This window comes from Gillisella vitis (assembly GCF_001541345.2).
GTDB classification, from domain to species: domain Bacteria; phylum Pseudomonadota; class Alphaproteobacteria; order Rhizobiales; family Rhizobiaceae; genus Allorhizobium; species Allorhizobium vitis.
Genome location: NZ_LMVL02000005.1, coordinates 133,887 through 149,412, shown reverse-complemented (window position 1 = coordinate 149,412; position 15,526 = coordinate 133,887). Strand labels below are relative to the sequence as shown.

Annotated in this window: 7 protein-coding genes; 2 read left to right on the top strand and 5 right to left on the bottom strand. The window is 60.6% G+C overall.

Translation table 11 applies throughout. The features are described 5' to 3' along the window. Positions 1 to 29 precede the first annotated feature (29 nt). The gene (gene putA, locus ASB66_RS17990) at positions 30 to 3,749 is read right to left on the bottom strand and encodes a trifunctional transcriptional regulator/proline dehydrogenase/L-glutamate gamma-semialdehyde dehydrogenase (RefSeq protein ID WP_081089095.1); all 3,720 of its coding nucleotides are present in this window, start codon (positions 3,747 to 3,749) and stop codon (positions 30 to 32) included. A 142-nt stretch (positions 3,750 to 3,891) separates the two neighbouring features. On the opposite strand from putA, the gene ASB66_RS17985 reads away from it, so the two are divergent. Next, on the top strand, positions 3,892 to 4,353 hold the full coding sequence (locus ASB66_RS17985; RefSeq protein ID WP_411910086.1) for an Lrp/AsnC family transcriptional regulator: 462 nt from the start codon (positions 3,892 to 3,894) through the stop codon (positions 4,351 to 4,353). A gap of 27 nt (positions 4,354 to 4,380) precedes the next feature. On the opposite strand, the gene ASB66_RS26280 is transcribed toward ASB66_RS17985, so the two are convergent. Further along, the gene (locus ASB66_RS26280) at positions 4,381 to 4,545 is read right to left on the bottom strand and encodes a hypothetical protein (RefSeq protein ID WP_087729479.1); all 165 of its coding nucleotides are present in this window, start codon (positions 4,543 to 4,545) and stop codon (positions 4,381 to 4,383) included. Positions 4,546 to 4,844: 299 nt separating this feature from the next. Between ASB66_RS26280 and ASB66_RS17980 the strand changes: the two genes are divergently transcribed. Next, positions 4,845 to 5,444, top strand: coding sequence for an IMPACT family protein (locus ASB66_RS17980; protein ID WP_060718783.1), 600 nt, complete (start codon positions 4,845 to 4,847; stop codon positions 5,442 to 5,444). Between the two features lie 16 nt (positions 5,445 to 5,460). Here ASB66_RS17980 and ASB66_RS17975 read toward each other — a convergent pair whose 3' ends face one another. From ASB66_RS17975 to ASB66_RS17965, 3 genes are all read right to left on the bottom strand, one after another. Beyond that, entirely contained in the window at positions 5,461 to 6,249 is a 789-nt protein-coding gene (locus ASB66_RS17975; protein WP_060718784.1) for an SDR family NAD(P)-dependent oxidoreductase, read from the bottom strand. Between the two features lie 11 nt (positions 6,250 to 6,260). Then, positions 6,261 to 7,628: an aminotransferase class I/II-fold pyridoxal phosphate-dependent enzyme gene (locus ASB66_RS17970; RefSeq protein ID WP_060718785.1), complete on the bottom strand. Its 1,368-nt coding sequence runs from the start codon at positions 7,626 to 7,628 to the stop codon at positions 6,261 to 6,263. A 114-nt stretch (positions 7,629 to 7,742) separates the two neighbouring features. After that, a complete protein-coding gene (locus ASB66_RS17965; protein ID WP_060718786.1) occupies positions 7,743 to 15,314 on the bottom strand; it encodes a type I polyketide synthase in 7,572 nt (2,523 codons plus the stop codon). Positions 15,315 to 15,526: the final 212 nt, after the last annotated feature.

The window sequence follows — 15,526 nt, the reverse complement described above, 5'->3', positions numbered from 1 at the left end:
AAAGGACAGGTTAAAAGCAAGAGGAACCCTCAGCCGATTGCCATCAGGCTGGCATTGCCTCCGGCGGCAGCCGTATTGGTGGACACCGAAACCTCCTCGACCAGCCAGTTCAGACAATAGGCATCATCAACACCAGATTTCTTAGCCAGCTTACCACTTGAAGTCGCCTGGGTCAGGACCAGCGGGCCAGGCAGCGCAGCGATTGCTTTTACCTGCTCGATGATCTGCTCACCCTCCCCTTCCAGCAATGCACCTGCGAACGGACCAGCCTCAGCCCAGTCTGACCTTGCGACAAAGCGGATACGGGCAAGCATCCCATCCGGCAGGCTCGCAAGCCCATCATGAACGCCCGCGCTTGTATCGACGACCATGCTGTTGCCTGTCGCCAGAGCGCTGGCCACTTGCCGGTAAAGCCCTTGGCTGGTGCGGGGCAGCAGCAAAATAGTGCCGCGCGGATGCAACGCATAAAGATTGCGCTCGCCGACCGGCCCTGGCAGATCCTGGACCAAACCGACCGCCGAAAGGCTGCCGAGGCTGCGCGCTGTCTCCGCCGCTGCCGTTTCGCCTTGTTCGTCAAGCCATTTGGCAAAATCCAGCAGGCCCGGATCGACATGAACCGAACTATGCTGCGGCGGCACCGGCGGCTTTTCAACCAGGCGGCCCAGATAGAGCGGGCCACCAGCCTTCGGCCCGGTGCCGGACAGGCCACGGCCACCGAACGGCTGCACGCCGACCACCGCACCAATGACATTGCGGTTGATGTAGAGATTGCCCGCCTTCACCCTTGAGGTTACATGGGCAATGGTCTCATCCAGCCGTGTATGCAGGCCGAAGGTCAGGCCATAGCCGGTGGCATTGATCTGGTCGATCAGACGATCAAGATCGTTGCGCCGGTAGCGCAGCACATGCAGGACCGGCCCAAACACTTCCCGCTTAAGATCGGACAATGCCCCGATCTCGATGATGGTCGGCGCAACAAAGGTGCCGTGCTGCGCACTATCGCCCGCACCGATCTGCTCCACCGCCTTGCCCTTGGCGCGCATGTCGTCGATATGCGCCTCGATCACGCCCTTGGCCTCGGCGGTAATCACCGGGCCGATATCGGTAGACAGCCGGTCGGTGCGGCCCAAGGTCAGTTCATGCAGCGCGCCTTTCAGCATGGCAAGAATGCGGTCCGCCACCTCGTCCTGAAGGCACAGAACCCGGAGCGCCGAGCAGCGCTGACCAGCGCTGTCGAAGGCAGACGCAATCACATCCGCTACCACCTGTTCGGCAAGCGCCGAGGAATCGACAATCATCGCGTTCTGGCCACCGGTCTCGGCAATCAGCGGGATCGGCCTGCCATTGGCCAGCAAGCGCCCGGCAAGCTCCCTCTGGATCAGCTTGGCGACCTCGGTGGAGCCGGTAAACATCACGCCCGCCACCTCTGGTGAGGCAACCAATGCCGCGCCAATCCGCCCGTCACCGGGCAGAAGCTGAAGGGCAGCGCCCGGAACCCCCGCCTGATGCAGGAGGCGCACGGCCTCAGCGGCAATCAGCGGCGTTTCCTCGGCGGGTTTGGCCAGAACCGGATTGCCTGCCACCAGTGCTGCCGCCACCTGTCCGGTGAAAATCGCCAGCGGAAAATTCCAGGGGCTGATGCAGACAACCGGCCCCAGCGGCGCATGTACCGGCCCCAGGGTGCGACGCGCCTGCTCGGCATAGTAGCGCAGAAAATCGATGGCCTCGCGCACCTCGGCAATCGCATTGGCCGCCGATTTGCCCGCCTCGCGCATGATCAGCCCCAGTAGCACCGGCAAGCGTGCCTGCATCAGGTCAGCAGCCTCATCCAGCATCCGCGCCCGCTCCAAAGGCACCGTCTGCGCCCAGGTCTTTGCATGAAGCGCGGCATCGGCCACCGCTTGGCGGGCCTCTTCCTCGGTTGCTTCCCTGATAAGGCCGACCACATCACGGTGGTCGCCGGGATTGACGACCGGGCGGACAGGCCCGGCACTTGTCCCCGCGATCAAAGCGGGGGCCGCATCCCAAGACCCGAGAGCGGTTTGGCGCAGGGTGTCGCCAAGCGCCTGCAAGACAGCTTCATTGCTGAGATCGAGACCTGCGGAATTTTTGCGGCCTTCGAAAAGATCGGCGGGCAAAGCAATCCTGTCATGCTTTGCACCCGACTGTACCATGGCAAGCACGGTTTCGGTCGGATCGGCAATCAACGCATCCACGGAAATGGCGGGATCGGCGATCCGGTTGACGAAGGAGGAGTTGGCGCCATTTTCCAGCAGGCGACGCACCAGATAGGCCAGCAGCGTCTCATGCGTGCCCACAGGCGCGTAAATCCGGCATGGGCGATCCAGCTTCGCTTTGCCCACGACTTCGTCGTAGAGCGGCTCTCCCATGCCATGCAGGCACTGAAACTCGTAGGAACCGGTTTTGAAATCCGGACCGGCCAGATGATAGATTGCCGCCAGCGTCTGCGCATTGTGGGTGGCAAATTGCGGAAAGATTACATCCCGCGCCGCCAGCAGCTTTTTGGCGCAGGCGATATAGGAAACATCGGTGTGAACCTTGCGGGTATAGACCGGAAAATCCTCCAGTCCATCGACCTGCGCCCGCTTGATCTCGGCATCCCAATAGGCCCCCTTGACCAGCCGCACCATGATCCGGCGCTCAGCACGGCGAGCAAGATCGATGATGAAGTCCAGCACGAAGGGGCAGCGCTTGCCATAGGCCTGCACCACGAACCCCATGCCGTTCCAGCCCGACAAAGCCGGATCGAGGCACAGGTCTTCCAGCAGATCCAGCGAGAGTTCCAGCCGGTCGGCCTCTTCGGCATCGATATTGAGGCCAATGTCATATTGCTTGGCCAGCAGCGCCAGCGCCTTGACCTGCGGCAGCAATTCACCCATCACCCGCTCAGCCTTGACGCGGCTGTAGCGCGGATGCAGGGCTGACAACTTGATGGAAATGCCGGGACCATCATAAATGCCGCGCCCCGCCGAGGCCTTGCCGATGGCATGGATGGCCTGCTGATAATCCCGAAAATACCGCGCCGCATCGCCAGCCGTGGTCGCCGCCTCGCCCAGCATGTCGTAGGAATAGCGAAAGCCCCTGGCTTCCAGCGGACGGGCGCGTTTCAGCGCCTCCTCGATGGTTTCGCCGGTGACGAATTGCTCCCCCATCATCCGCATGGCCATATCGACGCCCCGGCGTATGACCGGCTCGCCGCACCGGGCAATCAGCCGGGTCAGGGCCGCGGACAGGCCGCGATCATTAACGGTCGAGGTCAGCTTGCCGGTCACCACCAGTCCCCAGGTGGCGGCATTGACGAACAGCGACCGGCCGCCGCCGAGATGGGCTTTCCAATCGCCCTCGGCAATCTTATCGCGGATCAGCGCATCGCGGGTGGCGTGGTCGGGAATGCGCAGCAGCGCTTCGGCGAGGCACATCAGTGCCACACCCTCCTGGCTGGACAGCGAATATTCATGCACCAGCCCCTCGACGCCGCTGCCCCTGTGCTTGGCGCGCAAGGCTTCGATCAATGTGCGGGCGGTATCCTCGACGGCCCGGCGCATCGCATCCGGCAAGCGGGCGGCCTCCAGCAGCGGTGACAGGCATTCCGGCTCTGGCCGGCGATAGGCAGCCGTGATCGCCTGGCGCAGAGGGCTTGGCTGACTCAAGGGCGGCGCGAAAGCGGCAAAGATTGGATCTGGAGAGGATGAAACGGCCTGCGATGCGACGGAAACGGTCTGGTTCATCACTGTTATCCTGGATCGATGAAGATTTTTGCAATGACCGGATCATACCATGGGGCCAGTAAAATCAGCGAACTTGAATTAATGGACAATCTAGGTAAATTCTCTAAAAAATCGCTGTTTTTCAGGAGATATGATGACCAAAATGGAATCAGACAGTGGGATCGACCAATTCGATGTGAAAATTGTCGAGGCCCTGTCGCAGGATGGCCGGATGTCGATTACCGACTTGTCCGAGCGGGTTGGGCTTTCGAAAACACCCTGCCAGGTGCGACTGAAACGGCTGATGGACGAAGGCTATATTCTCGGCTTCCGCGCCGTGCTGGATGCCCGCAAATTCGGCCTGGACCACATCGCCTTCGCCGAGGTGAAGCTGTCCGACACCCGTGAAACGGCACTGACGGAATTCAACGCGGCGGTCCGCAAGATCCGGGAAGTGGAGGAGTGCCATATGATCGCCGGCGCCTTCGACTATCTGCTGAAGGTGCGCACCGGCGATATCCGTCGCTATCGGCAGGTTCTGGGTGAGAAAATCTCCAGCCTGCCGCATGTGGCGAGCACATCGACCTTCGTCGTCATGCAGGCGGTCAAGGAATATGGGCGGTAAACGGTTTTGTCTTGCCGACCTTGCCTGTTAGTGCACGGTGCCGGGCTGTTGATGGCTGTCATCGAGAATGCGGTAGACTTCGTAAAGGGCCTTGACGAGGACATCGGTGAGCGAATCGATTTCCTGGCTCAGAACCAGAGCCGCCAGATTGGAGGTTTCGATGGTCGCTTCCGGTTCAAAATCGTCAGACATAGGCCTTATCCTGTTTCCCCGGGATCATCCCGGCTTTCCGTTGGCGGCGACCAACGTCATCATGACGCGAAAAGACGCCGCAACACTGTCATTTTCTGCGGAGTTCGACCGGGTCAGCCATGACAGGCAGTCAAACTGCCGGATCAAAGCCCAAAACCCGAGCCGGATCTCCAGGCTCTCCCGAAGGAACCTAAAAGCCGTCGCTTGCGTGGGACTGGATCGTCTCCTTTTTTCTGATTAGCCGCTGTCGCGGCAAGCATCGGTCTTTTCTTGCGACTCAAATCACGTCACAAAAGGCGATGTTTACCCTTCCCGGCCTACACAGCTATGAACAGGAGATCAAGAAGAGCCGGTTCCGCGCCACCGCTTTTCCGATCTCCTATGAAAATGACATTCGTCCTCTTCTGGAGGGACAATCCGATGCTAGCGCCAACCACAATTGCTGGGCATGGCGGCTGGGGCAGACCTATCGCTTCAACGATGATGGCGAACCCTCCGGCACTGCCGGAAAACCGATCCTGCAAGCCATCGACGGCCAGTCGCTGGATGGCGTGCTGGTCATCGTTACCCGCTGGTTCGGTGGCATTCTTCTGGGCAGTGGCGGCCTGATCCGAGCCTATGGCGGCACGGCGGCGCACTGCCTGCGGCAAGCCGAAAAGGTGGAAATCATCCTACGGGCGACAAAAACCATCCGCGTCGGCTTTTCCGATCTGGCACTGGTCAAGGCCCGACTGACCACGATTACGGATCTGCTTGTGATCCAGGAAAGTTTTACCGATACCGGTGCCGAACTGATCCTCGCCATCCCGGAGGAAAGGTTGGAAGCAACCCTCGGCATGCTCAGTGACGTGAGTGCTGGACGAGTTCAGGTGCTCAAGGACGAGATTGGCGCGCTGTAAAGTCGCACGCGCGCCGTCAACGGCGGCTATACCACCAATATAAAACCGGACGCACCAGAGACCCAAAGCGGGCGAGCAGCAGGAGCGTCATTCCGAAGAAAATCTCCCGGCGGCCTTTTTGCAGCTGGCGAACGATGCGTGCCGCCACTGCATCCGCATTCCAGGGCTTAACCGTTCCCATCACGCGCTGTGCCTGGGGCGAGCGCATGGGCAATTCTGCGGCCAGTTGCGGCGTATCGGTATCGGGTGGAAAACAGATCGCCACCGTCAGTTTGGTACCAACCGCTTCCATGCGCAGTGAATCGGCAAGCCCCACCAGCGCCGCCTTGGAGGCGCAATAGGGACCATAGCCATGCAGACCAATGAAGGCGGCCCCGGAGGAAACCAACAGCATAGTGCCGCCGCGTGCGCTCATCCCCGCCCACAAGGCTTTGACGGCATGGATCGTGCCCATAACATTGATGTCGAGCTGCTGGCGCGCATCTGCGATGTCCATGGCAGCCATGCTGGCTGGATGCACGATACCGGCGCAGGTGATCAGCAGATCACAGGGTCCGAAACTATCCTCAGCCGCCAATAAGGCAGCCGACAGAGCCGGATAATCCGTTACATCAGCAGCATGAAGTCCGATATGTGAAAAACAGGGTTGTGGCAGGCTGTCACGGGCCGTCTCAAGCCGCGCCAGCGAGCGGGCAACAAGACTGACCTTTGACCCCGCCAGCAGATAGGCCCTCGCCAAAGCCAGCCCGATCCCGCTCGATCCGCCGGTTATGATCACATGGCGCGGCGGGTTGCGGCTATTCACGCTCTTGTCCTTTAGCGCTGCGCCAATTGCAACATGACCTTCTGGACATCCATCGAGCCCATGCCGAAATTCTCGGCCTTCAGCCGATCCAGAATTTCCGCCGCTTTATCAACGCTGCGGGTAATCTGTTCGGGCGTATGGGCGCTGGTGATGAAAAACCGCAGGCGCGCCAGCCCTTCCGGCACCGCCGGATAGATGATCGGCAAGGCATTGATGCCCGCCTCGAACAATTCATTGGACAGTTGCACAGCACGCACCGAATCGGCAACGATCACAGGCACCACCGAGAAACCTTCGCTCAGACCGGTATCCAGACCCCGCAGCTTGGCCTGCTCCAGGAAAAGCTGGCTGTTGCGGCGCAAAGCCTCGACCCGGTCCGGCTCCTCATCCAATACGGACAGGCTGGCGATGGCTGCCGCCGCCAGCGCAGGCGCCAGACCGACACTATAGACGAAACCACTGGCCTGCGCCTTCAACAGCGTGATGAGCGCCTCACTGCCGGCAACATAGCCGCCGCAGCTACAGGTGGTTTTCGACAGCGTTCCCATCCAGATATCGACCTCGGCGGGATCAAGATCGAAATGTTCGAAAATGCCGTGGCCACGCTGTCCAAGCACGCCCAGTGAATGGGCCTCGTCCATCATCAGCCAGAAATTATACTGTTTTTTCAACGCGAGAAGACCCGGCAGATCGGCAACATCCCCATCCATGGAGAAAATGCCCTCTGATATCACCAGGATCCGCTCATGCAGGGGCGCAAGGCTCGCCAGGATGCGCTCCAGATCCGCCATGTCATTATGCTTGAAGAAGCGGCGATTGGCGCCCGACAGCTTGATGCCGGTCAGGGCGCTGTTGTGAATGAACTCGTCGTGGATCACCAGATCTTTCGGCCCCATCAGGCTGCCGATGGTCGTGACATTGGTGAGATAGCCGCTGACGAAACAGATGGCGTCCTCGGTCTGGTAATTTTCGGCAAAGGCCTTTTCCAGCTCGGCATGAATGGTGCGCTCACCGGCAACGAGCCGGCTGGCGGAGGCCGAAATACCAAACTGGTCGATGGCTGCCATGGCGGCATCGCGAATGCGCGGATCGCTGTTCAAACCGAGATAGTCATAGGAGGCAAAATTATCATAAGCGCGCCCGTCGATATCAGCCGTTGCCCCGGAGGCACTCTCATGCGCCCGGTAAAACGGATTGGGCATATTCAGCTGCTCGCTGACAAGCTTCTGCATCACCACCTGCTTATATTCAGGCAGTTCGGCAAAACCAGGCTGGCTGCGCGACACGCTCTGCTGGCTGCGAGTGGCCCGGCTCCGGTCCACATCCTTTTGTACGCCACGCATACGGGCCAGCAGATCCTGACGCTTGTTCTCATTCATCCGCAGAAAACCCTAGAATTTTAGTCAATCGTCTATCACCTATGCCGAACAGAATGATGTTTATCAACACAAACATGAACAGCAGCGTAACGGATAGCAAAAACTGGGCCAGTTTTACTGGCCCTGCCCGCTGTGGCGGCGATGCAGATCGTCCATGATCTTACTGTCTTGCGGTAACGCCTCGTCCTTGTCGCCCGTCCGCCCACGTAGGCTGACCTTTTCATAGAGACGACGCGTCAGGTCCCCGACAGTGGCATTGTCGGCAAGACTGCTGAGGGGAATGTCAAAGCCGGTATTCTGCTCGAAATTCATCCCAAGCTCGACAGCCATCAAACTGTCCAGCCCGATATCCTTCAGCACACTGTTCAGCCCGATGCTTTCCTTGGGCACCCGCAACGTATCGGCAATTTCACCGGCAAGCACTGTAAACAGCACGTCCTGGGCCGCAGCCGGTGCCTTGCCGTCGATCAGCGCCACCAAATCAATCTCGCCGCCCTCACCGCTGCCAACATGCTGGTTGCTGCGGCGCATAATCAGCGAAAACAAGGGTTCGTTGACCACGGCAAGCGAATGTGCGGCAGCCCAGTCGAATTCGGAAATCATCACCACAGCCGCATCGACAGAGCCAGTATCGGCGGCGATATAGCGTCCGACCGCCGACAGCGCATCGCGGGCATCGAGCGCCGTCTTGCCGATCCTGCGTCCAAGCCGTTCATTAACCTGCGCATTGCGGGCCAGATAACCGGCATCGCCGATTGCCCCGAAGCCGATGGCAAGACCAGCCAGTCCCTCGGCGCGGCGCGCCCGCGCCAAACCTTCCAGGAAACCGTTGGCAGCGACATAATTGCCCTGGCCGGGATTGCCGACATAGGTGGTGATCGACGAAAACAGAATGAAATTGTCGATGCCATCCTGGCGGGTCAACCGGTCAAGAAGGGCTGCCCCCTTGGCCTTGACGTCGATGACCGGCTGATTTCGCTCGCGCGTCAGATTGGAGATGAAGGCATCGTCAAGCACCATCGCCGCATGGATAACGGTCTTCAATGGCGCAATGGCACGAAGCTCCGTCAAAAGCGTCGACAAGGCCGCTTCGCTGGTCACGTCGCAGCCACGAATATAGGCCGTTACGCCCTGCTTGGCCCAGCGGTCGACCACGGTCTGCGTCTCGGCATCAACAAGCCCGCGCCGCGTCGACAAGGCAATATGGCGCGCGCCCTGTTCTACCAGCCAATCGGCGGCGGCAAGGCCAAAACCGCCGATACCGCCGACCACCAGATGCATGCCATCCGCATCGACCGCCATCCGGCGCGCCGACTTTATCGCCACGCGGTCACGGCCCGCAACCGGCGGCAGAACAACGATCTTGCCGATATGGCCAGCATTCTGCATCAGGCGGAAAGCATCGCCGATCTCATCATGCTCGAAGGCGCGGAACGGCAGCGGCGTGAACACGCCCTGCTCGAACAGGCCACCGATCTCGGCCAACATGCGGCGCGACAGATCGGGATGCAGGACCAGCAATTGGTCGGCGTCGATGCCGAAATAGCTGACATTGCGACGGAACGGCCTGAGGCCAATCTTGCTGTCGGCGTAATAATCGCGCTTGCCAAGCTCCAGGAAACGCCCGAACGGCTTGACCAGCGACAGGGATTTTTCCATCGCCTCGCCAAACAGCGAGTTCAACACCAGATCGACACCTTCGCCGCCAGTCACGTCAAGCACATCGCCGACAAAACCGAGCGAGCGGCTGTCGAACACATGGTCCGCCCCCAGCGTTTCCAGGAAGCGCCGCTTTTCTTCCGTGCCAGCCGTGGCAATGATCTTGGCGCCGAAATGCCGGGCGACCTGCAAGGCTGCAAGCCCAACGCCGCCAGCGGCTCCGTGAATGAGGATGGTTTCGCCCGGGCGCACCCGCCCAAGTTCGTGAGTGGCATAATAAGCCGTCAGGAACACCACCGGAATGGTCGCCGCCGAAACCGGGTCCACGCCATCCGGCAACTTGGCCACACCCGCACGCTCAACCTTGACATGGGTGCCGAAAGCCGCAGCAGCGATTGCCATCACCTTGTCACCGAGGGCAAGATCGCTCACCTTGGCACCGACAGCGACCACTTCACCGGCAAATTCCATGCCGATCGAGGCCCCGGCAAAGCCGTCCTCAAGCGCCTCTTCCGGCAGCAGACCCATGGCCCACATCACGTCGCGGAAATTCAAGCCTGTCGCTGCGGTCTTCACCAGCACTTCGGTCGGGCCGATGACTGGGACCGGGCAGCTTTCCCAGCGGATGCTGGCCACCTGCGAGGGCACCTGCTGGCGAATGACGGCTGCCTCGAATGAATCAGTACGCTGCGCCGTCAGCGGGGCAGGACCAGGCACAGCGCGAATCTCGGCCATCCGCCCGGTTTCCGGCTCCACCAGCCATTCGCGGTTGTCGCCCTTGGCGGCCAACAGGCGCATGCCCCAGTCCAGCATGATTTCCAGCGTATTGCTGGAGGGGCCGGTATCGACGACCTGCATGTCGAACAGGTCGAACTCATTGCGCAACACACGGGCAAAGGCCCAAAGGCCTGCATTGACAGGCCCCGCATGGCTGGAGCGGGTCAAGTCCTTGCCGGTCATGCCGGTAACGGGCGCACCGCCGGGTAGAACCAGAGTGACGGGAAGCATCCTTGCAGCATCAGACGCTGATGCCGCAACGTCGCCAAGCGCCATGGCCAATGCGCTGAGAGCGCCGACCCGGTCCTGCAACAGCAGCGATCCATCCGCAGCCGCATCGGTATCCGGCATCAGCCAGACCATTCCGCCCAAGGCTGGTCCAGCTTTGCCCAGAGCGTCGGCCAAGATCGACCTGTCCGTTTCAAAGCTGCCCGACAGGCAAAGCAAAGATACTTGCGAACCGCCCAGTGCTCTTGCCGCCGCCGAAAGCCGGGCAATATCCGCGGTTTTTTCATGGACAATGATCACCGGTCCCCTGGCCGCAACCTCGTCAAGCGACCCGCCATCCTGACGCGAACCAGACTCTGGCTCAAGACCGTCAGTCCGGCCTTGGGCTTCCGCCACGATGAGGCTACCACCATCCGTCTGCAATTGCCGAGCGTGAACTGCGGCAAAACCAGCCTGTTGCAGGGACTTCGTCCAGTCTTCGCCGCCGCCAAGCCGACCGAGCGGAAATTCCTCGGAAACCGTCCTGTCGAACCAGCCATCCAGCAGACCGAAGGCGAAATCATGGAACAGGCCGGGCGCTGGCTGCACAGCGACAAGGCGACGGGCCGAGGCCAAGACGCCATGGCTGAGACGCGCCAGCATTTCGCCATCCAGCAAGCGGCCAAGATCAGCATGGGCACTGGCAATCAGATCGACCGGCGCTTTCAGGAGCGAAAGCTGATCCAACCCCTTTGCGTCAACGACAGTGACGCGCGGATCGGCCTCGAAAGACAGTTCCAGATTGCGGCGCAGGCCTGCCTCCGGCTCGTAAATCACCAGATTACCGCCAGACGCGCGAACCAGATCGGCGAGCTTGCGGCTAAGGTGAAGCGAACTGGCGCCAAGCTCGACCACCAGCGGCGGCGCATCGGCATCCAAGGTCGAGAGACAGTCGATCACTGCCTTCAGCAGCATACCATGACGCTCGGTGGCGAGCGTGGAATGAACGGCGAAATGGTCCAGCGTCGCTTCGCTGATCACCGCGTCCCAATCCAGACCCTCGTCCACAACACCTACAGGCTGATTGAGCGATGCATTGACGGCTGTCAGCACGTCATTGATCATCACCAGTTCAACGGTGCGTTCGGGGAAATCCCGGTAGAGTTCCCGGATCAGCTCGAAAGCGGGCGGAAGATCGCTGCCGTCTTCAAGCGTCCAGCTGCCATCTGCATACTGGGCAAAGCCGCTATCGGTCAGACTGTGCAGGGCATTGGCCAAGAATCGCCGCAACCGCACATCGCCCGGCAGATCAACCAGCGACACGCGCCGGTCTTTACCGGCAAGTCGCTCGGCAAGCGCATAGAAAGCGCTGAGCACGCAGGCATGGATCAGCACAGTGGCATTGTCCAGGTCGCGCTCCTGGGATGCGAAAACGTCGCCCAACGGTGCGACCAGGGCCGCACCCGGATCTTTCACCAGGGGCACCGCGATCGTTTCATAATGATAGGCAAGGCCATCGAGCGTTTTGTGCTGTTTCAGATAGGTGCGGCGGAACCGGCTATCGCTCAACGTGGCGATCCGTTCACCGGTCTCGCCGAACAGATGGAAATTCGCCTTGATCGAGCTGTCGCTGATCCGCTCAATCTCGATCACCGCCCGATGGACGGCAGCACCGAGAACCCGGGTCCGGACCCGTCCGAAACGCACGGGAATATAGGGCGCTCCACCCTGCTCGCCGCTGAAGCGGCCAAACAGCGCCACCAGCCCGTGAAACATCGCATCGACCGACATCGGGTTGAGATTATAGCGCAGCAATGGGTGGCCCGGCGCCGCTGCCGGTTTCAGGAACACTTCGACAAGCCGCTCGCCATGGCAAATCGCCTTTTCCAGCAATTGGAAGCGCGGCCCATAATCCAGGCCGAAATTGCGCGCCGTCCGGTAGGCAGCAGATTTATCCAGCTCCGATGTCGGGCTGGACAAGTCGAAATCCACCGCATCGTCCAATTCGGAGGCGGTGAGTTTACGAACCCGGGCAACCGCATTGAGCGTCCAGTCGTCATCACTCAGCCGCTCGCGCGAGCGGATCTGAAGATCGCCGGTCGCAGCGGAAATCAGCGTTGAAAGCTCAATGATCCGGCTGTCGCTCAATTCCAGTGGCCGCAGGATCTCGACATTGCTGATCTCAAGCTGATCGGAGCCGAAATGCGCCTGGGACGCCGAAATGGCAATTTCCACGAAACCGCTGCCCGGCAGAATGGCGCGGCCATCGACCACATGTTCGGCCAGATCCGGAAACAGATGAGCGTCGAGATGGTTTTTCCAATGGCCGCCATTCAAGTCGACCCGCCAACCGCTCAGCCGATAGGCCGTCTGGTCGAACCGCCCATAGAGATCGACGCGGTCACTGGTTGGCTCCGGCCGCAGATCGGCCCGCTCGAAAGGTACGCCCGGCAGGACGATATCGGCGCGACGCGGACCGAAGACCTTGGCCTCATCCACCTTGGCGCCACTGGCGACAGCGCGCGCCAAAGCCCGCGCCACCGGATCAACCCCCTCATCCAGCGTCTCACGGCTGAGGCTGGCACTGACGGCAACCGTCGACGACAGATGCTGAGCCGTTTCCGACACATAGCCGCCAAGGATCGCACGCGGAGAAATTTCAACAAACACGCTGCAACCAAGCGCGATAGCTGCCTCCGTCGCCCCTTGGAACTGCACGGGCTGGCGGACATTCTTCCACCAGTAATCCGAGGTCAGCGCCGTGCCCTCCAGTTGCTCACCCGTCACCGTGGAGATGAATGGAAGCATGGCCTGGCGCGGGGTAATCAGCGGCGGATCGGCAGAAAAAGCAGCCTTCGCCTTATCGATCAGCGGATGATGGAAGGGATAGTCGATATCCAGCACCTGGGCTGGCACCCGCTGCTTGCGGGCATGTTCCCTCAGCGCCCGGACAGCATCTTCACGACCCGAGACGGTCACCGAATTGGGCGCATTGATCGCGGCAATCGTCATGTCATCAAAGCCAAGTTCGGCCAGCATGGCGCGCGCATCGGCCTCGCCCAGTTTCAGGGCCGCCATCGTGCCTTCACCGGCCAGCACCGCCTGATGCTGCGACCGTTTGGCGATAACGCAAACGGCATCCTTCAAGGACAGCGCACCCGATACATAGGCGGCGGCGACTTCACCAACCGAATGGCCGTAAACGGCATCCGGCACCAGACCGGCAATTTGCAGCGCATCCGACAGCGAGGCCTGGATGGCAAACAGCATCGGCTGGGCAAGCCGGGTATCCTTCAATCGGACTTCCAGATCCGGATCGGTCAACGCCGCAACGAGATCAAGGTCCGAATGCGCGGTAAACAGCGTGGCAATCCGCTCATAGCTCTCACGGAAGCGGGCGTTTGCCCGGTAGGCATCGAGACCCATGCCCGCCCATTGGGCGCCATTGCCGGAAAACACAAAGGCGAGCTTGCCGTTGCGCGATAAGGCTTCGCCGGTTTCGCCGCCGGTCTTCGCCGTGGCAAGCCGTTCCCGCACCGCCTTGACGATGGCATCCGCGCTGCCACTTGCAACGAAACGATGGCGGAGCGGCGCACGGTTGGAGGCCGCAGCCGAGATCAGGTCTTCCAGATCACCATCGCTGTCAGCCGCCGTAAAGGCTTTTTCATAGCTGTCCAGCAATGCTTTCAGGCTTTCCTGAGAGTGGGCGCTGGCCATGAACAGGCGACCGGCACCGGCTGGATTAGCCGCGCCTGAGGCCAAATCAGGTCTCTGGGGATCGGCAATCACCACATGGGCATTGGCGCCGCCGAAGCCAAAGGAATTGATCCCGGCAAGGCGCGGCGCACCATCGCGCTCCAGTGCAACCGCCTGCGAGGCAACCCGGACATTCAGGCCATCGAAATCAATCGTGTCATTCGGCTCGTTGAAATGCAGCGAGGCTGGCAGCAGGTCGTGTTCCAGGGCCATCATCGCCTTCACCACGCCAAGCAGGCCGGATGCGGGTTCGGTGTGACCGATATTGGTTTTGATCGAGCCGATCCAGACCGGTTCCTTGCGACGCTGGCCGATGACCGTGCCAAGCGACCACACTTCCGCGGGATCGCCGACCTTGGTGCCGGTCCCATGGCCTTCGATGAAGGCCAGGCGATCCGGGTCGAGACCATTGCCGTCATAAACGGCGTGCAGCAGCACGGCCTGCGCTTCGCGCGATGGCAGCGAAATACCGTTGGTGCGCCCGGCTGCATTGGTGCCGCTGGCAACAATGGTCGCGTGACTGCGGTCGCCTTCACGCCGAGCTTTCTCGCTGGAGCGCAGCACCAGCACGGCACCGCCTTCGGCCCGGACATAACCGATGCCGTCATTGGCATAGGCCTTGCACAAACCGTCGATCGACAGCATCCGCGCCTGAGCAAACCCGACGAAAGGCAGCGGATGAACCAGCACGTTGACACCGGCAACGATCGCTGTGTCCACTTCACCGGAGGCAATAGCGCGCACCGCGTGATCAAGCGCGACCAGCGAGGACGAACAGGCCGTATCGACCGTCATACTCGGACCATTCAGGCCAAACACATGCGAGATACGGTTGGAGACCACCGAGAGCGTATTGCCGGTCATGAAATGAGGGCCGGGACCGGCAGGATCTTCCGCCGCCAGATTGGCATGGTCGAAACTTGAGGCGCCGACATAGACCGCGACATTCTGGCCGGAGAGGCTATTGGCCGGAATATTGGCGTCTTCCAGCGCCCGCCAGGTCAGCTCCAGCAGGATGCGCTGCTGCGGGTCCATAAAGGCGGCTTCACGCCGCGACATGCCGAACAGGGCGGGATCGAACTGATAGATTCCATCCATCACACCGGCAGCAAAGGTGTAATATTTTCCAGGCGTGCCAATTTCGGGATGCCAGTAGCGCGCAATATCCCAACGATCCCCAGGCAAGGTCGAGACTGTGCATGCGCCGGCACGCAAAAGATCAAACAACTCTTCGGGAGATCTTGCCCCCGGTGCCACGCAGGCACGCCCTATAATATCTACTGTCATCTATTCGTACGGATCTCAACAGTTTAGCGAGGTCTGATAGCCTTTCAGATGTCCTCAGATATGGTTGCCCTTCACTTAGAGAACCGACATAGGGGCGTCAATCAGGATTCACATAGGCACGCATACGCCTCATGAAAGAAAAACGCCGGAAACTTATGGCGTAGAACGATTTTTTTAACCTGATGAGGGGTAGCAGCGAAAGAGAAAACCGC